The following is a 23,618-nucleotide window of genomic DNA, read 5'->3' as shown; positions in this document are numbered from 1 at the left end:
AATGTACGAATAGGGCGGGGTGTTGGTTAATAGGGGATCGGCAATTGACCGACCAAAAATTCCAAGGAGTTCCCCATGAGCCTGTCACTGCGTGCAGCCGAAGCACATTTCAGTGCTGTTCTTTCCGCCTGCGTCCAACATGGAGGGGGGCGGCATGTCTGAGGTCACACCGCCGCCAGGAGCTCTGCTACGTCCGGCGAAACTCGACGACCGGTATCGGCTGGATCGCGGCCCCGCCTACATCAGCGGTTCGCAGGCGCTGGTTCGATTGCTGCTCAACCAGAGCGCGCGCGACCGTGCGGCAGGGTTGAATACTGGCGGGTTCGTGAGTGGTTACCGTGGTTCGCCGCTATCTGGCCTCGACCAGGTACTTTGGGGCGTCCAGAAGCTCCTGAAGGAAAAGCAGATCGAGTTCATCCCGGGCCTCAACGAAGACTTGGCTGCGACCGCCTGCTGGGGAACCCAGCAATTGATGCAGCACCCGGAGGAGGCCACGGTCGACGGCGTGTTCGCTATGTGGTACGGCAAGGGGCCCGGCGTTGACAGAAGCGCGGACGCCCTCAAGCATGCCAATGCGGCTGGAACTTCCCCGCATGGCGGAGCGCTCGTGCTTGCCGCCGACGACCACACGGCCAAGTCGTCCTCGTTTGCGCACCAGAGCGAGCAGTTGCTGGTTGCTTCGTTCATCCCCATCTTGTACCCGAGCAACGTGCAGGAATACCTCGACTACGGGATTCATGGATGGGCGATGAGCCGCGCGTCGGGCCTGTGGGTTGGGCTCAAGTGTGTGGGGGATATTGTCGAGACCACGTCGATCGCGGACGTCGATCCGTTCCGGGTCGAATGCCGGCCGCCCGAGGATTTCAAGCCGACGGAAGACGTCCACATCCGCTGGCCCGACGTATGGGCGACGCAGGAGCCGCGGATCGTGCGCACCAAGCTGCCCTTGGCGCTGTCTTACTGCCGTGCCAACGGGTTGAATCGCATCGTCGCCAAAGGCGCAGATTCCCGTATTGGCATCATCGCGGGCGGCAAGCCCTACAACGACGTGCGCGAAGCTCTGGGAATGCTCGGCATCGGCGAGCAGGATATGGCCGCGAAGGGCATAGCCCTGTTGAAGCTGGGCATGGTCTGGCCGCTGGAACCGCAGATCATCCGCGAATTTGCGCAGGGCCTCGACGAGATCTTCGTGGTCGAAGAGAAGAGGGCGTTGATCGAGCAGCAGGTCAAGGACATCCTCTACCCGCTTGCCGCCAGCGGTGAGAAGGCGCCTCAGGTGGTTGGCAAGTCCAGTGGCGGGCTCCAATGCGCGGAATTCGAGATTCCGCATGAGCATCGCCTCTTGCGCGGGGACTCTGAACTCGGTCCCGTGGACATCGCGGCGGCTCTGCAGGCTCGGCTGCATGCCGCAGGCATGGACGCGTGCCACGCATTTCCCTTCACGTCAGAAAAGGGAAAGCTTCTGGCGCCCCTTATGCGCACGCCGTACTTCTGCTCCGGCTGCCCGCACAGCAGCTCCACCAAGGTCCCGGAGGGCTCGCGCGCCACGGCCGGGATCGGCTGCCACTACATGGCCAATTGGATGGATCGCCGCACCGAGAGCTACACGCACATGGGCGGTGAGGGGGCTCCTTGGGTGGGGCAAAGCCGCTTCTCCAAGCGGCCGCATATGTTCGCCAACATGGGCGATGGCACGTTCTTCCATTCGGGCTCGCTCTCCATCCGTCAGGCCGTGGCGGCCAAGACGCCGATGACGTTCAAGGTCCTGTTCAACGACGCTACAGCGCTCACGGGCGGACAGCCGCACGACGGGCCGCTCACGGCGCCGATGCTGACGCAGCTGCTGCATGCCGAAGGTGTGACGCGCGTCGTGGTTGTCAGTGACGACGTCGAGAAATACAAGGGGCACGAAGCAGCGTTTGCGCCTGGCACGACATTCCATCACCGGCGCGATCTGGACGCCGTTCAGCGCGAACTGCGCGAATTGCCTTTCGTGACCGCTTTGGTCTACGACCAAACCTGCGCCGCCGAAAAGCGCCGTCGGCGCAAGCGCAACAACTATCCGGATCCTCAGGTCCGCTACGTCATCAACCCGGAAGTGTGCGAGGGCTGCGGCGATTGCACTGTCAAGAGCAACTGCGTCTCCATCGAGCCGCTGGAGACGCCGCTGGGCCGCAAGCGCCAGATCAACCAGTCTTCGTGCAACAAAGACTACTCCTGTGCCGACGGCTTTTGCCCGAGCTTCGTGGCCGTAGAGGGTGGGGCCTTGCGCAAGAAGCCGGTCGATTCCGGTGCCGGCTCTGAAGGCGATCCGGCAGCCTGGCCCGAACCGGCACATCCCCAACTGCCTGCGCTGCACACGAGCTATGCGGTGCTGGTCAACGGCATTGGTGGCACGGGCGTGCTGACGATCGGCAACATCCTGGGCATGGCGGCTCATCTGCAGGGTCTGCATTGCTCCGTGATGGACATGGCAGGCCTGGCCCAGAAGGGCGGCGCGGTGTGGAGCCATGTGCGCATCGCGGCATCTGCCGAGGACGTCCACGCACCCCGCATACCGGACGCCGCCGCAGATGCGCTCATCGGGGGCGATTTGGTGGTGAGCGCGCATCCGGACTCCATCAGTCGACTGAAGTCCGATTGCCGCGCCATAGTGAATACCAATGTATCACCTACCTCCGACTTTCAGCGCAACCGCGACTTCAGCATGCCGAATGAGGCTCTGTGGGCCACCATCGAGCAGGCGTGTGCTGAGAAGAACTTGGCCAAGATTCCGGCGCATGACATCGCGGTGCGGTACTGCGGAGATAGTGTCTATGCCAACATGATTTTGCTGGGTGCGGCTTGGCAGGCGGGGCAGGTTCCGCTGTCGCACGATGCGCTGCGCCGCGCGATTGAGCTGAACGGGCAGGCGGTCGATGCCAACTTGCGCGCGTTCAAAATCGGTCGGCAGTACATGGCGTCGCCAGAGCGGCTGGTGGCAAAGCCCGCTGTGGTGGTGCAATGGGCTCCAAGGGCAGGCAAGGAAGACGTGCAGCAACTGGTGCATGATCGTCACGTGCGGCTCGTGGCCTATCAGGGTAGCAGCTATGCCCAGCAGTACGAAGATTTTCTGCAGACGGTACGCTCGTCCAGTGCTGTTAAGCCCGCTGGCTACGAACAGGCCGTCGCCAAGAACCTCTTCAAGCTGATGGCCTACAAGGACGAGTACGAGGTGGCGCGCCTGCATTCGTCCCCTGAACTGCGCAAGCTGATCGAAAGCCAGTTCGATGGGGAATACAAAATTGGGTTTTCCTTGGCGCCTCCACTCTTTGCCCGTCGCGGCTCGGATGGTCTCCCGCGCAAACAACTGTACGGCGGCTGGATGGCGTCGGCATTCAGAGTCCTTGCGAAGCTGAGGTTCCTCCGGGGGACGTTGTTCGATCCGTTCGGGTACACGCATGAACGCAGGACGGAGCGCGCGTTGATCGAGGAATATATGCAGGGTATCCAGGCCGCGATGCCTTTCTTGGCGGCCAAGCAGAAGGAGTGTCTGGAGTTGGCGCGCATTCCCGAGCAGATACGTGGGTTCGGGCATGTGAAACTGCAAGCCATCGAGGAGGCACGTGAACGCCAGCGTGCTTTGCTGGAAGAGATCACTGGCAAGGGCATTCCGCCGAGGACGCAGGGAAACAGCTTGCAAGGAGCATCCGCGTGAGCATGAACAATACCGAATCCATCCAATGCAGTGTGCAGGACGGGGTATGGCACCTCTGCATAGCTCGGCCTGAGAAGCGCAACGCACTCACCATGCCGATGTTTGCGGCCATTGCCGAGGCTCTGAAGACCGCCGACGAAAGAGACGACGTGCGCTGCATGCTGGTGACGGGGGCAGGTGAAGTGTTCAGCGCTGGGCATGACTTGAAGGCCTTTGACGAATGGCCCCAGCAGCCGCAGGATGCCGTACCGTCCTTTCTGCACGCTATCGCCGACGTGAGGAAGCCTGTTGTGATGGCGGTGCATGGCTCTGCCACAGGGATCGGCGTAACTTGGTTGCTGCATGCCGATTGGGTGGTGACGAGTTCCGACACGGTCTTTCGGCTTCCCTTCATCGATCTGGGCATAGTTCCGGAGGCGGCCAGCACGCTGCTGTTGCAGCAGGCTGTTGGCTTGCCGCGGGCCAAGCGCCTGCTCCTCGGCGGCGAGAAGTTCACGGGCGCCGAGGCATGCGAGTGGGGGCTTGTCGCAGAGGTATCCCCTGCGATAGATGTCGCTGCACGGGCCTGGGAGCGTGCAAAGTTTCTCGCCACGAAGGATCCAACGATTCTTCGTCGTATCAAGGACTGGCTGCATCCCAGCAGCGAGTATCACCAACGCATTGACGAAGAGGTGATCGAAATCAACGCGGCCATCGGCCGCCGTCGAAGGTCAATGGAGAGCATGCAATGAAACGCGCACACATCGTTTACGCACACCCTGAACCAAACTCATTCGTCGCGGCCATGCGTGACATGACCAAGGAAGCCTTAGAGAAAGATGGCTGGCAGACGAGTGTCACCGACCTGCAGGCTATCAACTTCAATGCCGTCGCAAGTGCTGAGGATTTTGGTTCCAGGTCGCGCGAGGACTATCTGGTCTATCCCCTGGAGCAGCGTCATGCCTGGCAAAACCAGACCATCGACCCACAGATTGCCGCCGAGGTCGAGGCTGTGCGCAATGCCGATCTGCTCGTGCTGGTATTTCCCATCTTCTGGTACTCGGTACCGGCACAACTCAAGGGTTGGATCGACCGGGTGTTCCTGTCGGGTGTCTTCTACGGTGGAATGCGGGTCTACGACCAAGGTGGCATGCGTGGCAAGCGCGCGATGGTTGTAGCGTCTCTGGGTGGGCGGGACTACATGTTCGGCCCTGACTCGATCCATGGTGACCTGAAGGACATGCTCAAGCACCTGCTGCAGGGCACGTTAGGGTATGTGGGCTATTCCGTCCATGAGCCGTTCTTTGCGTACCACGTCCCCTACGTGGACAGCACGGAGCGCGCTGGCATGCTCATGTCGCTTTTCCACGCCGTGGAGAACATCGACAGCCGGCCGGTACTGCCCATGCCCAGCCTGGATGATTTCGACGACCAGTTCCGGCCCAAGGTGGCGCAGACTTCATCAACCTGACTCAAGAGCAGTGAGATGACCGAAATCATCGATGCATGGATGCAGCTTCCGAACAAGGCGTACTTGCTGGACCCTATGTTCGATTCTTTGCGTCGATGGCCGACGGCTTGGCGGACGTTGGCGCAGGACAACCCGGACATCTCGCACGACGAGGCGCTCAAGACATTCCGCGACCAAGGTGTCACGCGAGCGATTGCGAGTGCGTGGTGGGGGCCAGCGGGGCCGATGATCACGAACGATGAAGTGGCCGCGGCGGTCAAGGCGCACGCCGGATATGTTGTCGGCGTTGCGTCCGTCGACATCAACAGGCCGATGGACGCGGTGAGGGAACTGCGCCGATGCGTCAAGCAGTTTGGTTTCAAGGGCTTGCGTGTCCTGCCCTGGCTGTGGGGGCTTCCTCCCGACGACCGCAGGTACTACCCCCTCTATGCCGAGTGCGTCGAACTCGACATCACGTTCTGTCTTCAGGTGGGCCATGCAGGCCCGATGAGGCCTTCGGAGCCTGGGCGGCCGATCCCTTACCTGGACAACGTTGCGCACGAATTTCCGGAACTGCGCATCGTAGGCGGGCACATCGGATTCCCATGGGTGAACGAGATGATCTCGCTCATGATGAAACACCCGAACGTGTACGTCGACACCTCGGCCTACAAGGCCTCCCGCTTTCCGCCGGAGCTGGTAGCCTACATGCGCGGCCCGGGAAAGCACAAGGTGATGTTCGGCACCAACTATCCGATGCTGACCCCAACGGAATGCATGAAGGACATCCAGGCGTTGGAACTCGGAGACGATGTACTCCCCCGGTTCCTCGCAGGTAATGCACGTCGTGCGTTCAATCTGGAAGATTAATTCCACCGGCCGCTATTTTGCTTAACAACTGAAGGAGACTCCGCATGGCATGGGATATCGAAGTCATTGATGAATGCGCCGTCGTGCGCATGAACACCAACAAGGTCAACGTTCAGAACGACCAGTTCTTTGCCGATCTGCACGCAGCATTTGATCGCCTCGAGCGCGCGTTCAGCGAGCTCCCCGTCGTTTTGACGGGGCAGGGTGATGCGTTCTCGGCTGGTATCGACTTCCAGTACAGTTTCGAAATATTCGGAAGCGGTAACCTCGACAAGATCCGCGACTGGTACAAGGCCTACCGCGAGACCAATCTGCGCATCTTCCGCTACCCCAGACCCACGGTCGCGGCCATCAATGGTCACGCCATTGCGGGCGGCCTGATCACCGCACTGGACTGCGATTTCCGCGTTGCGGCCCGAAAGAGCGCGAAGTTTGGCCTGAACGAGGTCCCCATCGGCATTCCGATGCCAGCTGCCTATGTGGAGATCATCAAGTACACCCTCGGCGACAAGATCGGTGCGCTGACCACCTTGCGTGGTGAGTTGTACGGCTTGGAGGAAGCCGAGCGACTGGGGTTCTTTCATGAAGTGGTGGAGCCGGACCAACTGCTGTCCACGGCCATTCGCTACGCGCGCTGCATCACTCCTGACTGTAACGTCGCCTATGCGATGTCCAAGAAAGCTCTGCAGGATGCGACGAACAAGCAGATCGATGAGCGCACCGTTGCTCTTGATGCTTTGCTACCGATTGGCATGAGCGACTCTGGGAACCGGCAGGCTCAGGATCGCCGCCGGCAGGAAATCATGCATAAACGAAAGTAAGGGGCGCACACGACCTTCCCATGTCGCCGGGTGATCGCAATCCAGAACGGCAGCATATGTCGGCCTGACACACGTCAACGAGCCTCCGCAAAAGCGGGTCTGGCTCGTCCAGTCTTTCTGGTTGGAGTTGGGCCGGAACTGAGATAGAACTTCTTGAGAGGACGGTTTTCGTGACAGCGCAAGGCGAGCGGTTGCTTGCAAGCTCCTCTTGGGGAGCTTGCTTGACGAAAGAGCAACATAAGTATGTCCGGAGCGAGATGTTCGAGCGCGCGTATCCGGCAGGCGCTTCTGTTTGCGAGCAAGGTTCTCCTTCTGCCCATTGGATAGGAGTTGCTGATGGCATCTTGAAGTGCGAGTCCATCGACGTGACAGGTCGCGCAACCACGTTGGGGGCTGTGCCGGCAGGTGCGTGGGCCGGCGAAAGCTGGGTGCTGAAGGGCGATCCTCGGCCGTATGCTTTTGTTGCGTTGCAGGACAGCACGGTCGTCTTCGTGCCACAAAGCACCTTCTTGTGGCTGCTCGAGAACAACCCAGCTTTCAGTCGATTCGTCATCGGCCAGCTGAATGAGCGCCTTGCGCACTACATGGCGTTGGTGCAGATCAGCAGATTGAATGATGCAACCGGGCGGTTGGCGTACAGCCTTTCCGAATTGTTCAATCAAGAGTTGTATCCCGGTGCATGTAGCCGGGTGCAGATGTCCCAGGAGGAGGTTGGTCGGTTGTCCGGGCTGGCGCGCGGGAACACCAATCAAGCACTCCGTGAACTACAGGAAGCGGGGCTGCTGCGTGTTCGCTATGGCGGCATCGAAGTGCTTGACATTGACGGTCTACGCGCCTGGTCAAGTGGCGAAGCGCGTTGTCCCCCCACCAGGCATCGCACGACAGGGATGTCCACGCTGCTATCCCTGCGGGATCGGGAAAACCCAGCCAGCAAGTGTCTTGTGCAAAACTGTCTTTGAGCCTGATCGTCGTCACACTTGCCTCAATTCTCTTGAGGAGTGAACGCGAATAAATCGCTTCGATAACCACAAGGAGAAGCCAAGCAAGGTCCTCTATTCCAAAACTCGAGGTGGTCCAATGAATCGTCGTTCTCTTATCAAAAGTGGTGGCATCGATTGATTAGCCCTCGTGGCAGCTGCAATTGGTCTTGGCTTTCGATTTTCCGGGAGTAGTGAGACGGGCCACACTGCTACGACATCTGCGGGACGACGTGGATCTTTTGGATGCTGAAAAGATTGCGGCGCAAGTGCAGGGCCAGCGACTCTGAGGCTTTTGCGTTCTCTCCCTGCTCCAGCAGATCAAGGATGTTCAGGTGCTGATGGCAGTGCTCCTTGTGCCAGGTCCTGTCCTTCGTTGACCTGTAGGCGAGCAGTCTGCGCACAGTGTTCACCTGCCTGATTGCATCAATAAACAGCGGATTCTTCGACCCAGCCACCAGTGCTTCGTGAAAGCTGACACCGCGCGCATGGATCTGGTCTGCGGTGTCAACGTCGATCCCCTGGTGCAGCATTCGAATCTCTGCCGCACGGCACTGCTCCAAGATCTCACGGGGCATCCTGTACCCGGGCTCTAAAAGTGCGGCAGGCTCCAAAGCCAAGCGCAGTCGGTACGACTGCATCAGCTCGTCGGGAGTCGTCAGCATCGTGCAGAACTTCCAACCGTGCCCCGCACGTTCTTGGATCCACCCCTCTTGGCAAATTCGCGCGAGAACTGCCGATGTTTGATTGGGTGTCAGCGCGTAGCGCTGCCGGATTTCGAGGTCCGAGAACTCGTCTCCCAGCTCGCCTTGAAGCCGGTCTTCCGCGATCTGCAGATAGGCATGCGTGATGCGGTCCTTTTCCACCGCTTCCCTGGCCGCGGAAAGAGCACTGGACTGCAGATCAATCGGTTGGGCAAGGATGTATCCGCGCTTCCTCTCCCATCGCAGGACACCTTGTTCAGACAGCTGTTCCAAGGCTGCGTTGACGGGTGTTCGAGAGACGCGGAGCCTGGTCGCGAGAGACTGCGCCGACAACCTTCCACCAACCTTGAGGTTCGACTCCGCGACGAAGTCGAGGACCTGCACGACCAGCGTGGAACTCAGCCGCATATCCATTCCGAGGTGCATGCCTGCGCGCGAAGCCCAGCGTTCGTGAGGACCTGCACGCACCTATTTCCTACCTGCCAACGGGCGCGTAGGGTGACCTGAATGCTATGTGCATAAGACATGCCGCCAGTTTGCATCAAAACTTAATTTGGTACAATACGAATCGGCATGCACGACAGCATTTCATTCGATAGGCAGGGGCCTGATGAAAGGCGAAATGCGCAAATTTGTGCACGAAATTTACTCAGCCGAGGCCTTCATGGCCGATGTGGAAGCAGTAGCAGCTCCATCTTTCATTGTACAAATTCAATGTTTGGTACAAAATAACGGCCGTCTGGTGCCGCAGATCAGCGCTTCCGTTGGGAAGCCCTTGCGGCCGCTACAACGCTCTCCCGAAATGGGTGACCTACAACTGATCGAGACGCCATGAACCCCAGCATTCAGCTAAGTCAATTTTTCCCGTCGCCTGAAGACATACCGAGCGAACACAGGCTGGAAACGCCCATCCATCAGCGCGCGTACGTTGTGAACGGTCGGCTCGCTACATGGTCAGGGGACATGAAGCGCGTGCTGTCGCCGATCTGCGTGCGAGCAACCGATGGTTCGGTGTCCCAGGTGGAGATTGGCAGCTACCCCGTCATGGGGGTCGCCGAGAGCGACTCGATTCTTGAGGCCGCTGTACAGGCCTACGACAGCGGACGTGGAGAGTGGCCAACGATGCCCGTCTCAAAGCGCATTGAATGCATGCAGGAATTCGTTCGACAGATGGCCGCTCAGCGGGACCTGGTCGTCAAGTTGTTGATGTGGGAAATTGGAAAAAGCCTTGCCGACTCGCGCAAGGAGTTCGATCGAACTGTCGAGTACATCCAGGCCACCATCGTCGCCCTCAAGGCGCAGGACAACGAAAACTCGCGCTTCACCGTGGTCGAGGGCACCATCGGTCAGGTTCGGCGAACACCTTTGGGTGTGGTGCTGTGCATGGGCCCTTACAACTACCCGCTCAATGAGACCTTCTGCACGCTGATCCCGGCGCTGTTGATGGGGAACACCGTCGTGCTGAAACCACCGCAGTATGGAACGCTCTTGTTCTGGCCACTGCTCGAAGCATTCCGTACCGCGTTTCCCAAGGGTGTCGTCAACACCATCTATGCCCCCGGCGAGCTGGTCGTGCCGCGCATGTTGGCGAGCGGCAAGGTCAACGTCCTGGCGTTGATCGGATCCAGCCGCGTTGCGGACCATCTCAAGAAGCAGCATCCAAAATCTCACCGCCTGCGCGCCGTACTCGGGCTTGACGCGAAGAATGCCGCCATCGTGCTCCCCGACGCGGATCTCGATGTTGCGGTCAAAGAGTGCGTGCAAGGTGCGCTCTCGTTCAACGGTCAGAGGTGCACTGCATTGAAGATGTTGATCGTGCACCAGTCGATCGTCGCGGAGTTCATCCGTCGTTTTACCGACGAGGTCCGCAAGCTCAAGGTTGGCATGCCGTGGGAGAGCGGCGTCAACATCACGCCACTGCCTGGGCCTCATCGCACGGCATACATGACGGAGGCCATTACGGAAGCCGTGGAGAAGGGTGCTGTCGTGGTCAATGCGAACGGAGGCGAGCACTGCGCCACCTTGTTCTATCCGGCGGTCGTCTATCCGGTTCGGGAGGGAATGCGCCTTTTCCGGGAGGAGCAGTTCGGACCCGTCGTGCCGGTGATGACCTTCGACGATGTGAAGGAGGCGCTGGACTACGTCATGACCTCCGACCATGGTCAGCAGGTCAGCATCTTCGGCACTGATGCAGACGAGATCGGCGCCTTGGTCGACCCTCTCGTCAACCAAGTCTGCCGGGTGAACATCAACTGCCAGTGCCAACGTGGTCCAGACGTGTTCCCTTTTGCAGGACGGAAAGACTCCGCTGAGGGCACGTTGTCCGTGGCTGATGCACTGAGAGCGTTCTCGATTCGCTCGATGGTTGCCCTGAAGGAGACGGAGAAGAGCAAACAACTGCTCAATGCCATCGTCCGCGACCACAGCTCCAACTTCATCAACACAGGGTTCATTCTGTGAAAAGACCGACCATGAAGAGATCGAGAAAAGCAAAGATCGTCGCGACCCTTGGGCCCGCCAGCGCGGACCTTCAGACCATACGCGCACTGTTCGAGGCTGGTGCAGATGTCTTCCGTCTGAACTTCAGCCATGGCTCGCATGCCCAGCACCAGGAGCGTGCCGAGATGATCCGGCAAGTCGAGCGCGAGACCGGTCGCCCCATCGCAATCTTGTTGGACCTGCAAGGTCCCAAGTTGCGCATTGGAAAGTTCGCCGATGGCCCTGTCATGCTCGCGCCTGGTGACAAATTCAGGCTGGACCTCTCACCCGAAGTGGGTGGGAAAACTCGCGTCTCGATGCCGCATCCAGAGATCTTTGCGGCGCTGCAGCCTGGCACGGATCTGCTCCTTGATGACGGGAAAATCCGCCTTCTTGTTGAGTCCTGCGGTCCTGACTACGCGGACACCGAAGTGGTGGCAGGCGGCGTTCTCTCGGAGCGAAAGGGTGTGAACGTACCTTCTGTTTTGCTGCCGCTTTCCGCGCTCACCGAGAAGGACCGCGCTGATCTGGAGTTCGGCCTCACCTTGAACATCGACTGGGTCGCCCTGTCGTTTGTGCAGCGCCCCGAAGATTTGGAAGAGCTGCGCGCCATCGTTCAAGGGCGTGCAGGCGTCCTTGCCAAACTTGAGAAGCCCGCGGCGATTGAATCGCTGGATGCCATCGTGGCGGCGTCTGATGCCGTGATGGTTGCCCGAGGCGATATGGGCGTCGAGCTGCCGGCGGAACAGGTCCCCAGGATCCAGCGTCGAATCGTCAGGACCTGCCGGGAAGCAGGAAAGCCGGTCATCGTGGCTACCCAGATGCTTGAGTCGATGATCTCGTCTCCAGTGCCAACGCGAGCAGAAGCGTCCGACGTTGCCGCCGCCGTCTACGACGGCGCAGATGCGGTAATGCTTTCCGCCGAATCTGCTTCCGGCTCATTCCCTCGGGAGGCGGTCGCAATGATGAGCCGAATCATTGCCGAGGTCGAGTCGGACCCGCAGTACCGAGCTGGCATCGAGGCAACCCAAAAGACTCCCCAAGCCTCAGTGGCTGGCGCGATCTGTCTCTCGCTTCGCTCGGTCGCGAACCTCCTCGAACTATCGGCGGTGGTCACCTATACCCGTTCGGGCGCGACCTCGCTGCGTGCAGCGCGCGAGCGCCCCGTGGCCACTGTGGTGAGCGTCACGCCAGACGAGGCGATTGCACGGCGCCTCAGCCTGGTATGGGGTGTCCACTCTGTTTTCTCCGGCGACGTCGTCGCCGATGTTCCTGACATGGTGCAAAAGGCCTGCGCTATCGCTGGCGCGCAAGGCATCTCATCGCCTGGGCAGTTCTTCGCCGTGGCGGCGGGCATGCCCTTCGGGCAGGTCGGAAGCACGAATTTTCTTCACATAGCTAAGGCATAGAAATGGCAAAGATCACAAACATTAAAGGTCTCGAAATCCTCGACTCGCGAGGCAATCCCACCGTTGCCGCTACGGTGACCCTGGAGGACGGAACAACGGGCTTCGCAGGCGTCCCATCCGGTGCTTCCACCGGGACCCGTGAGGCAGTCGAACTGCGCGACAACGACAAAGGGCGCTATGGCGGCAAGGGCGTGCTGAAGGCGGTTTCGCATGTCAATGGCGAGCTTCGCTCAGCCTTGATCGGGATGGACAGCGACGATCAGGCCGGGATCGACAAAGTCATGATCGAACTGGACGGTACCGAGGCGAAGGAACGTCTTGGCGCCAACGCACTTCTTGCCGTGTCGCTGGCAAATGCAAAGGCTCGGGCCGCCGCGTCCGACCTTCCTCTGTACCGCTCGCTCGCAGCACCTGGCCATCGCTTCCAGTTGCCCGTGCCCATGATGAACATCATCAACGGGGGCGCCCATGCCGACAACAACATCGACATCCAGGAGTTCATGATTCTGCCAACGGGCGCCCCGACGTTTGGCGAGTCGCTGCGCTACGGCGTGGAGGTCTTTCACGCGCTGAAGTCGATTCTCAAGAGCCGTGGGCTCGCGACTTCGGTTGGCGACGAGGGCGGGTTCGCGCCCAACCTGGCCTCGAACGCGGAGGCCCTGGAGACGATCCTCAAGGCCATCTCCGTTGCAGGGTTCGTTCCAGGGAAAGACATCTGGCTGGGCCTTGATGTCGCAAGCTCGGAGTTTCGACATGATGGGAAGTACGTCCTCAGCTCTGAGGGCGGATCCTATTCGTCGGAAGATTTCGTGGACTACCTTGCCTCCTTGTCGGCAAGCTACCCCATCCTCTCGATTGAGGATGGCTTGGCGGAGGACGACTGGCACGGCTGGCGCCTCCTGACGGAGAAGATCGGCCGCACCGTCCAACTCGTCGGCGACGACTTGTTCGTGACCAATACCTCCATCCTCAAGCGCGGACTTTCCGAAGGCATCGCCAACTCCATCCTCATCAAACCCAACCAGATCGGAACGCTTTCCGAAACGCTGGCTGCCATCAAGCTGGCAACCGATTCGAAATTCACCGCGGTGGCATCGCACCGGTCAGGAGAGACAGAAGACACGACGATTGCCGACCTTGCAGTTGCGACGCGTGCGACCCAGATCAAGACGGGCTCACTCTGCAGATCGGACCGTGTGGCGAAGTACAACCGCTTGTTGATGATCGAACGTGAATTGGGGACTGACGCTCTGTATGCAGGGGAGTCTGCATTCATCAACATCAAGCGGTTTGCTTGAAGCGTTGATCCGATTTGATCACCGCCGCTCAAAGGTTGGATCACGTCGCGCTTTCCAGGCGCGGTATCCAGACTTGCGAGCGGTCGGTTGTGGAAGTCATCGGAAGCGGATCTGGCTGCCGATACCCGGTCGCGCAGAGGCTGACACTTTTTTTGCCCTTTGATTTCGTGCGAACTCGTTGCGTGTCGAAACATGCGAGAAAGTCGATGGCGGCGCAAGGCGCAGATCCAATCCCAAGCAGGTTCGAGAGGGTCGGACGCAAGAGTCCGGTCCGCTGACAGGGGCCAGCCTCTACGCGTGCACTAGCGCCAAGCCGTGGCCCAGGCGTCGGCCATGGCGGGCGTGTGGTAGCAGGCGGCCTCGAAGCTCTTGGTGCAGACGGCGCGCTCCAGCAGCTGGATGTCGGCCTCGTGCTGGCGCGCGACGTGCACGTCTTCGAAGAACAGCACCTTGTCGCAGCGCTGGTCGAGCACCAGCTCGGCGATCTGTGCGTCGCCGCCCAGCGGGCCGCTGCGCAGCGGCTGCACCCAGGGCAGGTCGCGCGGCCAGCCGCGCGACCAGGCCATCTCGTTGAGGCGGCCACCGGTGGTGCCGGTGGCAAAGCGCTCCTTAGTCTGCGAGAGCAGATCAAAATGGCGGAAGGCGAAGTCCACCATGGCGGACTTCAAGGCATCGTGGGCGATGAGCGCGACGGACTGTTGGTCGATGGCCGGCACCATGGCCGGCGGGCGCTGGCGCAGCGAAGTGCCAGCCTGCAATGCGGCCTCCACCGCGACCCACTCGACTGCGGCGGCCACGGTGAGCAGCAGGGGCTTGCCGTGCGAGATGCACTGGCGCTTGAGGGCCTGGGCCTCGGGGTACAGCGATGAGGGGTCGAGCGGGTCCAGCAGGTAGATGGCGCCAGCCAGTTCCTGCTCGGCATGCACGCCGCCTGCGATGCGCGAGACCACGCGCATCACCCCGCCCTCGCGGCCATAGGGCAGGCGCGTGAGGTGCGGGAAATGGCCAGCCAGGGCATGCTTCTCAATGGCGTCGGCGCAGCCGCCAACCGCGGCAATACCCAGCTGCAACTCGGCTAGCGCGCTTTGCGAGGCAGCAGCCCATAGGGCCAATCCACCGTCCGCTTTCGAGCGGTGCAGCCGGTGTGCTGCCAAGCCGAATGACCTTCGAGGACGGTGCTCTACCACGATGCAGCGAATGTTTCGCGCAGCTCCGCCAGATCTGAGTCGCCCAGGCTGGAGCAACTGAAATCCGAGAGCAACCAGAGTTTGGCGGTCTCCTCCAGTTCCTCCAACGTGGCCATGGCCTCGGAAGGCGTGCGGTGCCACACATTCGGACCTAGCCGGTCGAGCATCACCGCGCGGAGCTGGCGGCCCTTGGAGGCGTATTCGGCAATGAGTTGCGCAACCTCCTGCGCCACGGCGGGCGCACCAGGCCGCTGGTAGGGCACCAGGGGCACTCGGCCCACCTTCATCACGAAATAAGGGGTGATGGGAGGGAGCAATTCGCCGCTCTGCTCCAGGTAGCCACTGCGCCGCAGCGTGAGCGCAACCAGGTGCGTGCTATGGGTGTGCATCACACAGGTGGCGGGTTGCCCCGCAGCCTCGGTTGCACGGTAGATGGCGCGGTGCAGCGTGATGGTCTTGCTGGCGCGGGCGCCGCTGAGCTGAGCGCCGTCGTCGCCGATGCGCGCCAGTTGCGCCGGGTCCAGAAAGCCCAGGCAGGCATCGGTGGGAGTGATGAGAAAACCGCCGCCGTGCTCCGGTGCAAGGCGGGTACTGATGTTGCCGGCCGTGGCGTGCACATAGCCACGTGCGAACAGGCTGGCTCCCACGCGGCAAATTTCTTCTCGGGCCTGGGATTCGGTCACTCCTCGCTCCCCAATTTCGTGATGCGCGCGGTGTTCAGGTGCTGACGCAGGAACAGCGACGCTTCCATGCGTTCGCCGCGCACCAGCAGCTCGATCAACTGCAGGTGCTCTTCGCACTGGCGGTGGAGGCGGCTGCGGTCCAGCAGCGTGCCGTATTCGACGATGCGGCGCATCTGATTGACGTTGCGCAGCGCATCGACCACAAAGCGGTTGCCGCTGCCGGCCGCCACGGTTTCATGGAAGTGACTGCCCGCCTGGAACAGCTGCGCTGGTGTGCACTGCTCGATGCCGCCATCGAGCAGTTCCTGCTGCTCCCGGCGGCAGCGCTCCAACTCGGCCAGGTCCACGGTGTAGCCAGGTTCGAGAATGGCAGCGGGCTCCAGCATCATGCGAAAGCGATAGCTCTCGCGGTGCGATTCGAGGCTTGTGAGCATGCGACGAAAGACCCAGCCGCGCCCGGGCTTGCGGTCCACCAGGCCGTCCTTGGCCATGGTGTTGAGAAGTCGCTGCATCTGAGGCCTGGCCAAGCCGTACCGGCTCATCAGCTCTACCTCGGTCACCTCCTGATCGATGTAGCCCTTGATGCGATCGCTGGCGATTCGCATGTAGGTATCCTCGCTGGAAACGCCGGCCTCAGAGAGATCAAGGCCTTTGATCTCATGCGACTCCTTGGCGAGCTGGAATCCCCGGTTCGGATTGGAAGTCACGACCCCGGTGGATTCCAGGAACTGCAGGGCCTTTCTCACTGGCGAGCGAGACACGTCCAATGCGTCGCACAACGCTTGCTCCGTGAGACGGTAACCCTTGGGCAGGCCCTCGCGCTGAACCATCTCCAGAATCTGGGCAGCCAGTTTGGGGATGAGAGGGCTTACATTCCCACTCGGCGCGATTTCAAGTGCAGCATTGGATTTCATCGTGAACTCGTCAGGTCAGCTGTTCAAAGGCCTTGGTAAAGAAATCAGTTGTGCCGAAGTTGCCGGACTTCAACGTCACGTGGATTCCATCGGTCAAAGCATAGCGTGATTGTGCGTGGCACCAGGGGACCCCGGGTGCGATGGCGGGACCGATGCGCATGCGGTCAATGCCAAGCGCCTGAACGCAAGCACCCGAGGTTTCGCCTCCAGCGACCACCAGTTGCCCCACGCCTTTGGCTACCAACCCGCGGGCAATCTGGGACAGTGCATGCTCAACCATCTGCCCGGCTTCCTCCACACCGAGCTTTGCCTGGGTGGTTTTCACCGCCTCAGGCTCCGCGGTGGCATACACCAGCACAGGCCCAGCATCGAGCAGCTTGTCTGCCCACGCCAACGCTTCGGAGACCACGTCCACACCGGCCACGATCTGCATCGGATCAATGGAGAACGCGGCCCCACCACGCTGCCGGAAGTCTGCAACCTGTGCATTGGTGGCCACCGAGCAACTACCGGACACGATTGCACGGCGGCCATGAGCCGCTGGCAGTCTTGCGGCCAGGTCGCTGGCAGTCACCCCGAAGTTGGCTGGCAGGCCGACGGCAACGCCCGAACCCGCAGTGACCAGGGGCAGCCCGGCCAAGGCGGGACCCATCGCCAGCAGATCGTCATTGTCGATGGCATCGACGATGGCGATTTCAACGCCTTCGCTGCGCAGCTCGGCAATGCGAACGCTGACGGCGTCACTACCCCGCCGGACGTAGCTGTGATCCACCAGACCCACGCGCCGCTTGGTCTGGGCCTGCAGCACGCGCACGAGGTTGGAGTCGGTCATGGGCGTGAGGGGATGGTTCCGCATGCCCGACTCCTGCAGCAACACGTCGCCCGCGAACAGGTAGCCCTTGTAGACGGAGCGACCATTCTCGGGGAACGCGGGGCACGCAATCGTGAACTCGGTGCCGAGTGCGTCCATGAGCGCATCGGTTACCGGGCCGATGTTGCCTTCTGGCGTGGAGTCGAACGTGGAGCAGTACTTGAAATAGACCTGCTGCACTTGCTGCGCCCGCAACCATTGGAGCGCAGCGAGCGACTGCTCCACGGCCTGGTTGGCCGGGATCGTGCGCGATTTCAACGCGATCACGATCGCATCGACCTCTTCACTGGGAGGCTCAGACGGAATGCCGATGGTTTGCACCACCCGCATGCCGCTGCGCACCAGGTTGCTGGCCAGGTCGGTCGCGCCGGTGAAGTCATCGGCGATGCAACCCAGATAGGGTGGTTTCATGGGCACCGTCCAGACTCAGGCGGCTGACACGGCATCCGCCACGGCCGTGGCGAAGGCCTTGCAGCCGATGCTTCCGCCGATGTCCGCAGTGCGGGTAGTGGGGTTCTCCAGCACCTTGTCCACTGCGGTCTCGATGGCCTTGGCAGCTTGCTTGAGCTTGGCGTCGCCGCGCTTGTCGCCGAGCCAGGCCACCATCATCGCGACGGACAGGATCATGGAGGTGGGGTTGGCCTTGTCCTGGCCGGCGATGGTAGGTGCCGAGCCGTGCTGAGCCTGCGCGCAGCAGTTCGTGTCGCTGGCCATGATGGAACCTGCCAGACCCAGGCTGCCCGAAAGTTCGCTGCACAGGTCCGAGAGGATGTCGCCGTAGAAGTTGGTGGCCACCAGCACGTCGAAGCGCTCCGGCTCCTTGACCAGGTGGGCGGTCGAGGCATCCACCAGCAGATCGTCCAGCACCACCTCCGGGAAATCCTTGGCAACATGGCGCACTGCTTCGAGGAACAGGCCGTCGGTCATGTGGAAGCTGTTGGCCTTGTGGATGGCGGTGACGCGCTTCTTGCGGGTCATGGCCAGCTCGAAGGCGCGGCGCGCGATGCGCTCGCTGCAGTGGCGGGTGATCTTGCGCGTGGACAGCGCCATGTCGGGACTGGGCATGACCTCACCCCAGCCGCGCGACATGTTGCGGTCTGGGTAGAAGCCCTCGGTGGCTTCGCGCATGATGACCAGGTCCATGGTCTTGCCTTCGCGCATGTTGGACTGCAGGAAAGGCCGTGTGCGTGCGGGGCGCACGTTGGCGTACAGGTCCAGACCGATGCGGTACGCAGCGGACACGTTGCGACCGCCCTTCTCTGGCGGGGGGTAGTCGGCATGCGACTGCGTGCCCAGGATGATGCCGTCGTAGGTCTTCGAGCGTTCCAGCAGCTCGTCGCGGATGGTAACCCCGTACTTTTCCAGGCTCGCGAAGCCCAGGTCTTCATAGTCGAATTGGAAGTCCAGGCCGAAGCGAGTGCCGGCTGCCTTCAGCACGCGCACGGATGCGTCAACGATTTCGGGGCCGATGCCGTCGCAGGGCAGAACGATGAATTTCATGTGAGTCTCCAGTCAGTTGCGGGGGTTAAAACTAGGGGGTGGTGGCGGAATGTTCAACGGAACGCCTGAGCAGCTTTACCGCGCTGTCAGGACTTGAAAGGACTGGCCGACGCGTCTCCGCTTCGACGCGGCTCCTCATGTGTGAGGTAGAGAACTGGCCCAGCATGATCACGTCACAGTCGATGAGTTCCTGTGCGGCCTTGCTGACCAGGGTGTCATGGATATCAACGTTGCCTTCACTCAGCGCCTTCAGCGCGGCGTATGGGCACTCGACTTTCAGCACGTAGTCCAAATTCAACTTGGCTGCGAGTTCGCGAAGCTCTTCCTTCATGCTCGACACAGAGGGCGCGAACGTCGAAACCATTCCTATCTTTCCTGTGCGCCCAAGCTTTGCGCACACGCCCAGCGCTTCGCCAAACATCGCTTCGTTTGGTTTGAACGTAGGCAAGTCGACACCTGCTGCTGCCGCATCGATGGCTGGGCCAAACGCTGAGCAAGTGAAGAGCACGCCCTTCACTCCAGCACTCTCCGCATAGCGGGTCAGGGAGTGGAACCGGTCCGTGAGGCCACCGGTGATTTCGCCTGCCTCAGCGAGGTCAACAGACAAGCTGTCATCAAGCAAGTTCATGCAGTAGGCCTCTGGCCAAAGACGCGCAAAAGCTTCTTCGATTGGCCTAATCGCCAGCGGCGTGGCATGTATCAAAGCAATTTTTGGTGCATTCATTTGCTGGATATCCGATGTAGGGTTGACACTGATTGTACCAATATCGATGCCGATACAATATCGGGTATCTACCGACCACAAACCAAAAGGAGACAAAAGTGCATCTGACCAACAATCAACGCCTTCGCAGACTCGCCCTGATGACGATCGGAGGCCTGCTGGCTGTTCCTGCGTTCGCGAATACTGACGTTGGAAGCTATCCAAACAAAAACATCACGTTTGTGGTGCCCTACGCCGCGGGCGGCAGCTCGGACACCCGTTCGCGCCAGATTGCGACGAAGTTGTCGGTGATGTACGGCGTGCCGGTAATCGTTGAAAACAGGCCAGGTGCTGGTGGAAACATCGGGACGGACTACATCGCCAAAGCGAAGGGCGATGGCTACGTCATCGGCTTGGGCAACTTCGCCCCGCTTGCGGTCAACAAGGCCCTGTTCCGCAAGCTCAACTTCGATCCAGCAACTGACTTGGTGCCTGTTGTGATGATTGAGAAGGGGCCGCTGATCATGTCGGTCGCACAGGCATCCCCCTTCAAATCCGTCAAGGAGGTGATAGCGGCAAGCAAGGCAAAGCCCAATTCGCTGAGCTTCGCTTCCGGTGGTATCGGTGGTTCTCATCACCTTGCGGGCGAGCTGCTGCAGGATGCAGCCGGCATCGAGATGACGCACATTGCGTACAAGGGAGGCGCGCCGGCGACCAATGACCTGATCGCTGGGAACGTCAACATCATGTTTGAGTGGATCTTTGCGGTGATGCCCTATGTCTCAGGCAGCGAGCCTCGACTGCGCCCTCTGGCGATCACTAGTACCCAGCGCTCGCCGCTTCTCAAGGACGTGCCTACCTTTGAGGAGTTGGGCATCAAGGGCATGGAGATTTCCAACTGGTTCGGTGTCGTCGCTCCCAAGGGCACGCCAGCGCCCATCATCGCGAAGCTGAACGCCTCCATCAACGAAATCCTCAAGCAGCCTGAAATGGTGAAGGCCATCACCAGTTTGGGCGATGAGCCGGTAGGCGGCACCCCTGAACAGTTTGGCAGCTTTATCAAAGCTGAGACGGCGCGCTGGTCGCAGTTGGTCAAGAGCCACGACATCAAGCCCGAGTAACTCCTTCCATCAACGCAGCGGACATGCCGCTGGAGATTCCATGCAACATTTCAAAAAAGCCGCCATGCGCAGCATGGCCGGTCTGGCGCTTGTCGCGCCGGCCTTCACCTTTGCCCAAACATCCAGCCAGACTTTGTACGGCATCATGGATGTGACCGTTCGGCACGCCAGCAATGCTGGCGCGAACCGGGGCGGCCTTACTACTGTTGGCGACGGCCTGTTCGGCGGCTCTCGCCTGGGATTCAAGGGCACCGAAGATCTGGGCGGCGGGACCCGAGCCTTCTATGTGCTGGAGATGGGGATCGATCCATCCACCGGCCTGGCACAGCAATCCACCGCCACAGCGAACTACGGACAGGTCGCATCAGCGGCGGGTCGTGCCTTCGGACGTGAATCCCTGGTGGGCGTGTCCTCCGAGGCACTAGGAGTGCTCACTCTGGGCCGCCAGTACACGCTGGCGCACCAGGCTGCCGCGCGTATCCAGCCTATGGGCAATCCCAACATTGATGCGATCACGGTGCTGAGCAACCATCACATGGCGCGCCAAGACAACATGATCAAGTACGCGAAGGAGCTTGGTCCCGTCACGCTGGCAGGCAGCGTCACGCTGTCAGAGGGGAATGGCCGCGGCAGCGGACTTTCGGCGACGTATGCTGGCGGGCCATTCGAGGCCGTGGCGTATGGCCAGAACCTGTCGGCGGCCACTGGCGGCGAGACGCGCAATATCCGCGGTGCTGGGGTGGCGTATCGCATCAGCACGGATTGGAAGGCGTTCCTCGCCTACATGGAGCGCAGCCATGAGATCAGCCTGCAACGCAACAAAGTCGCTTCCATTGGCGTCAATTACAGTGTCACCCCACTGCTCACCCTGACAGCGAGCTACACACAAGACCGCCAAAACGCGTTTGCCGCCAACGGCTCGGGAACCCGGAAAGTCGCGTGGGTCTCCGCGGACTACTACCTGTCCAAGCGGACGGATGTGTACGCAGAGGTAGATCGCAACCGGATCGATGGCGGCTACGTGCTGCCTGCGTTCATGGGCACGCGCGGTTCGCAGACGGGTGTGACTGTTGGTCTGCGTCATCGGTTTTGAGAGGAGCACGGAACATGTCCCACTTCCTGATCGCACGCCGAGCCCTGTTGTTGGCTGGCCTTACAGCGTCATCGCTTGCCATCGCTCAGTCTTATCCCACCAAGCCTGTTCGGCTGATCGTACCTTTCGCTGCCGGCGGGCCCAACGACGTCATGGCCCGGGTGCTGGCGAAGCGCCTGACAGGCGACACGGGCCAGCCCTTTGTGGTGGACAACAAGCCGGGAGCCGGCGGCATCATCGGCACGGATGCGGTGGCCAAGGCCACGGCCGATGGCTACACGCTGGGCTTTATCAGCGGACCTGTGACCATGGCCCCGGCCTTGCAGCCGAAGATGCCGTACGACACCATGCGCGACCTGGTGCCAGTGGCACGTGTGGCTGAGTCGCCGATGGTGATGATGGTCCCCGCAACCTCGAACTTCAAAACCGCGGGCGAACTCATCGAGTTCGCAAAGAAGAATCCGGAGAAGCTGACCTACGGTACCGGAGGCGTGGGCAGTACGCCGCACCTCACGACCGAACTGCTCTCCAGCATCACGGGTGCGAAGTTCCTGCATGTGCCCTACAAGGGCGGCGGCGAGTCGATCAAAGCGGTGATGGGCGGCGAGGTTGATCTGTTGATCGACAGCGTGACGAGCACCGGTTCGGCCTTCGCCTCGGGCCGCATCAAAGGTCTGGGCATCGGCTCCGCCAAGCGCCTGCCAAACTTGGCCAGTGTCCCTACCTTCGAGGAAGCAGGGCTGAAGGGCTTCAAGGTAGAGCACTGGGTGGGGATCGTTGCTACGGCCAAGACGCCCCAGCCGGTGCTGGATGCCCTGCAGGCCCAGATCGCCAAGGCGCTGCAAAGCCCTGAGGTCGCCAAGAAGTTCGAAGAGCTGGGCGCGCGCACTGTCTCGGACACTCCCGCAGAGTTCGACAAGTTCATGCGTGAGGAGTTGGCCAAGTGGCAGCAGTTGGTCAAAACCGCCAAGATCCAGACGCAGTGAGCGAGCCATCCTTCCAGCTACCGCAGAGCGTGCTCTGTGACACCCACGTCCATGTGTTCGACGCGGCACGGTTCCCTTTCGCGGAGCGCCGACGCTTCACGCCGGGCTATGCGGGCGTGGATAGGCTGGTCGAGCACCTGGATCACATCGGCGCAGGCCGCGTGGTGCTGGTGCAGCCCAGCGTCTACGGTAGCGACCACGGCTGCCTGGCCCATGCGCTGCAGCGGTTGAAGGGCCGCGGACGTGGCGTGGCCGTGCTGGCGCCCACCAGTACAGCCCTCGAGGTCGCGGGACTAGACTCGCTCGGGGTACGCGCCGCGCGCATCAACTTCGTCGTGGATGGCAATGCCGACGCATCCGCTGCGCGCGATGCGGTCGCGCAAGCGATCCGGCAGGTGCCTGCTCACTGGCATGTGCAGCTGCATGTCACCCTGGGTGTGCTGCGCGAACTCGGCAACCTCATCCGGAGCAGCTCCTGCCATTTCGTGCTCGATCACATCGGGCTTCCTCCCGTCACGCCCGGTGCTGCGGAGAGCGAGGAGTGGCGGGAAGTGTGCGACTTGGCTGCAGCAAGCAAGCTCTCCGTGAAGCTGTCCGCGCCCTACCTTTCCGCTCCAGATGCAGAACTGCTTGCGCCGATGGCCCACAGCCTCCTGCAGGCCGCCCCCCGTGCCGCGCTGTGGGGGACAAACTGGCCGCACACGCAGGGCACGGCACGCTCAGCTCCGGCAACACCCGACGCAATCGAACCGTTCCGCGAGGTAGACGACCTTGCCTGGCTGACCCGGTGCCAGGGTTGGCTGGAAACAGCCGGCCTGGCGGCCGATACCCTGGATGCCAACGCACAACGGCTCTATGAATTCTGACCCATTGAAGA

Annotated in this window: 21 protein-coding genes; 14 read left to right on the top strand and 7 right to left on the bottom strand. The window is 61.1% G+C overall.

The features are described 5' to 3' along the window. Positions 1 to 154: 154 nt before the first annotated feature. The 6 genes from ACSQ3D_RS27360 (at position 155) to ACSQ3D_RS27335 (ending at position 7,776) form a co-directional block, all read left to right on the top strand. Positions 155 to 3,697, top strand: a complete 3,543-nt coding sequence (locus ACSQ3D_RS27360; protein ID WP_436128948.1) for an indolepyruvate ferredoxin oxidoreductase family protein — start codon at positions 155 to 157, stop codon at positions 3,695 to 3,697. Between the two features lie 2 nt (positions 3,698 to 3,699). After that, positions 3,700 to 4,428 (top strand): enoyl-CoA hydratase-related protein, encoded by a 729-nt coding sequence (locus ACSQ3D_RS27355; RefSeq protein ID WP_436128947.1) that lies wholly within the window; start codon positions 3,700 to 3,702, stop codon positions 4,426 to 4,428. After that, entirely contained in the window at positions 4,425 to 5,147 is a 723-nt protein-coding gene (locus ACSQ3D_RS27350) for an NAD(P)H-dependent oxidoreductase (RefSeq protein ID WP_436128946.1), read from the top strand. Before ACSQ3D_RS27355 ends, ACSQ3D_RS27350 begins: the two co-directional genes overlap by 4 nt. Before the next feature lie 15 nt (positions 5,148 to 5,162). Further along, a complete protein-coding gene (locus ACSQ3D_RS27345; RefSeq protein WP_436128945.1) occupies positions 5,163 to 5,996 on the top strand; it encodes an amidohydrolase family protein in 834 nt (277 codons plus the stop codon). A 44-nt stretch (positions 5,997 to 6,040) separates the two neighbouring features. Beyond that, complete coding sequence (locus ACSQ3D_RS27340) at positions 6,041 to 6,817, top strand: enoyl-CoA hydratase/isomerase family protein (RefSeq protein WP_436128944.1); 777 nt, start codon at positions 6,041 to 6,043, stop codon at positions 6,815 to 6,817. 221 nt (positions 6,818 to 7,038) lie between these two features. Further along, positions 7,039 to 7,776, top strand: coding sequence for a Crp/Fnr family transcriptional regulator (locus ACSQ3D_RS27335; protein WP_436128943.1), 738 nt, complete (start codon positions 7,039 to 7,041; stop codon positions 7,774 to 7,776). A gap of 230 nt (positions 7,777 to 8,006) precedes the next feature. Here the strand turns inward: ACSQ3D_RS27335 and ACSQ3D_RS27330 are convergent, their stop codons facing one another. After that, positions 8,007 to 8,912, bottom strand: coding sequence for an FCD domain-containing protein (locus ACSQ3D_RS27330; protein WP_436128942.1), 906 nt, complete (start codon positions 8,910 to 8,912; stop codon positions 8,007 to 8,009). A gap of 196 nt (positions 8,913 to 9,108) precedes the next feature. Here ACSQ3D_RS27330 and ACSQ3D_RS27325 point away from each other — a divergent pair, with 196 nt between their 5' ends. From ACSQ3D_RS27325 to eno, 4 genes are read left to right on the top strand one after another with little or no spacing between them, the layout of a single operon-like run. Next, the gene (locus ACSQ3D_RS27325; RefSeq protein ID WP_436128941.1) at positions 9,109 to 9,333 is read left to right on the top strand and encodes a hypothetical protein; all 225 of its coding nucleotides are present in this window, start codon (positions 9,109 to 9,111) and stop codon (positions 9,331 to 9,333) included. Continuing rightward, a complete protein-coding gene (locus tag ACSQ3D_RS27320) occupies positions 9,330 to 10,958 on the top strand; it encodes an NADP-dependent glyceraldehyde-3-phosphate dehydrogenase (RefSeq protein ID WP_436128940.1) in 1,629 nt (542 codons plus the stop codon). The genes ACSQ3D_RS27325 and ACSQ3D_RS27320 overlap by 4 nt, the downstream gene beginning before the upstream one ends. Before the next feature lie 11 nt (positions 10,959 to 10,969). Further along, positions 10,970 to 12,385, top strand: coding sequence for a pyruvate kinase (gene pyk, locus ACSQ3D_RS27315; RefSeq protein ID WP_436128939.1), 1,416 nt, complete (start codon positions 10,970 to 10,972; stop codon positions 12,383 to 12,385). Positions 12,386 to 12,387: 2 nt separating this feature from the next. Then, positions 12,388 to 13,683 (top strand): phosphopyruvate hydratase, encoded by a 1,296-nt coding sequence (gene eno / locus ACSQ3D_RS27310; RefSeq protein WP_436128938.1) that lies wholly within the window; start codon positions 12,388 to 12,390, stop codon positions 13,681 to 13,683. A 302-nt stretch (positions 13,684 to 13,985) separates the two neighbouring features. On the opposite strand, the gene ACSQ3D_RS27305 is transcribed toward eno, so the two are convergent. From ACSQ3D_RS27305 to ACSQ3D_RS27280, 6 genes are all read right to left on the bottom strand, one after another. Then, positions 13,986 to 14,795, bottom strand: coding sequence for a methylglyoxal synthase (locus tag ACSQ3D_RS27305; protein ID WP_436128937.1), 810 nt, complete (start codon positions 14,793 to 14,795; stop codon positions 13,986 to 13,988). A 68-nt stretch (positions 14,796 to 14,863) separates the two neighbouring features. Then, complete coding sequence (locus ACSQ3D_RS27300) at positions 14,864 to 15,553, bottom strand: class II aldolase/adducin family protein (protein WP_436128936.1); 690 nt, start codon at positions 15,551 to 15,553, stop codon at positions 14,864 to 14,866. After that, positions 15,550 to 16,467, bottom strand: a complete 918-nt coding sequence (locus tag ACSQ3D_RS27295; RefSeq protein WP_007852672.1) for a GntR family transcriptional regulator — start codon at positions 16,465 to 16,467, stop codon at positions 15,550 to 15,552. Before ACSQ3D_RS27295 ends, ACSQ3D_RS27300 begins: the two co-directional genes overlap by 4 nt. 10 nt (positions 16,468 to 16,477) lie before the next feature. Continuing rightward, complete coding sequence (gene otnK / locus ACSQ3D_RS27290; RefSeq protein WP_436128935.1) at positions 16,478 to 17,749, bottom strand: 3-oxo-tetronate kinase; 1,272 nt, start codon at positions 17,747 to 17,749, stop codon at positions 16,478 to 16,480. Between the two features lie 15 nt (positions 17,750 to 17,764). Further along, positions 17,765 to 18,838 carry an isocitrate/isopropylmalate dehydrogenase family protein gene (locus tag ACSQ3D_RS27285; protein ID WP_436128934.1) on the bottom strand — a complete coding sequence of 358 codons (1,074 nt, stop codon included), beginning with the start codon at positions 18,836 to 18,838 and terminating at the stop codon, positions 17,765 to 17,767. Between the two features lie 31 nt (positions 18,839 to 18,869). Next, positions 18,870 to 19,562, bottom strand: coding sequence for an aspartate/glutamate racemase family protein (locus tag ACSQ3D_RS27280; protein WP_436128933.1), 693 nt, complete (start codon positions 19,560 to 19,562; stop codon positions 18,870 to 18,872). Between the two features lie 98 nt (positions 19,563 to 19,660). Here ACSQ3D_RS27280 and ACSQ3D_RS27275 point away from each other — a divergent pair, with 98 nt between their 5' ends. Genes ACSQ3D_RS27275 through ACSQ3D_RS27260 form a run of 4 tightly spaced genes read left to right on the top strand, consistent with a single transcriptional unit; the run spans position 19,661 to position 23,607 of the window. Next, positions 19,661 to 20,662, top strand: a complete 1,002-nt coding sequence (locus ACSQ3D_RS27275; protein ID WP_436128932.1) for a Bug family tripartite tricarboxylate transporter substrate binding protein — start codon at positions 19,661 to 19,663, stop codon at positions 20,660 to 20,662. A 40-nt stretch (positions 20,663 to 20,702) separates the two neighbouring features. Next, complete coding sequence (locus tag ACSQ3D_RS27270) at positions 20,703 to 21,755, top strand: porin (protein ID WP_436128931.1); 1,053 nt, start codon at positions 20,703 to 20,705, stop codon at positions 21,753 to 21,755. 14 nt (positions 21,756 to 21,769) lie between these two features. Continuing rightward, on the top strand, positions 21,770 to 22,741 hold the full coding sequence (locus ACSQ3D_RS27265; protein WP_436128930.1) for a Bug family tripartite tricarboxylate transporter substrate binding protein: 972 nt from the start codon (positions 21,770 to 21,772) through the stop codon (positions 22,739 to 22,741). Continuing rightward, positions 22,738 to 23,607, top strand: coding sequence for an amidohydrolase family protein (locus ACSQ3D_RS27260; protein ID WP_436128929.1), 870 nt, complete (start codon positions 22,738 to 22,740; stop codon positions 23,605 to 23,607). Before ACSQ3D_RS27265 ends, ACSQ3D_RS27260 begins: the two co-directional genes overlap by 4 nt. The last annotated feature ends 11 nt before the right edge of the window (positions 23,608 to 23,618 follow it).

The sequence above is a fragment of the Acidovorax sp. LjRoot117 genome (assembly GCF_964252695.1).
GTDB lineage: Bacteria > Pseudomonadota > Gammaproteobacteria > Burkholderiales > Burkholderiaceae_C > Acidovorax.
This window is presented reverse-complemented; position numbering and strand designations above follow the sequence as displayed.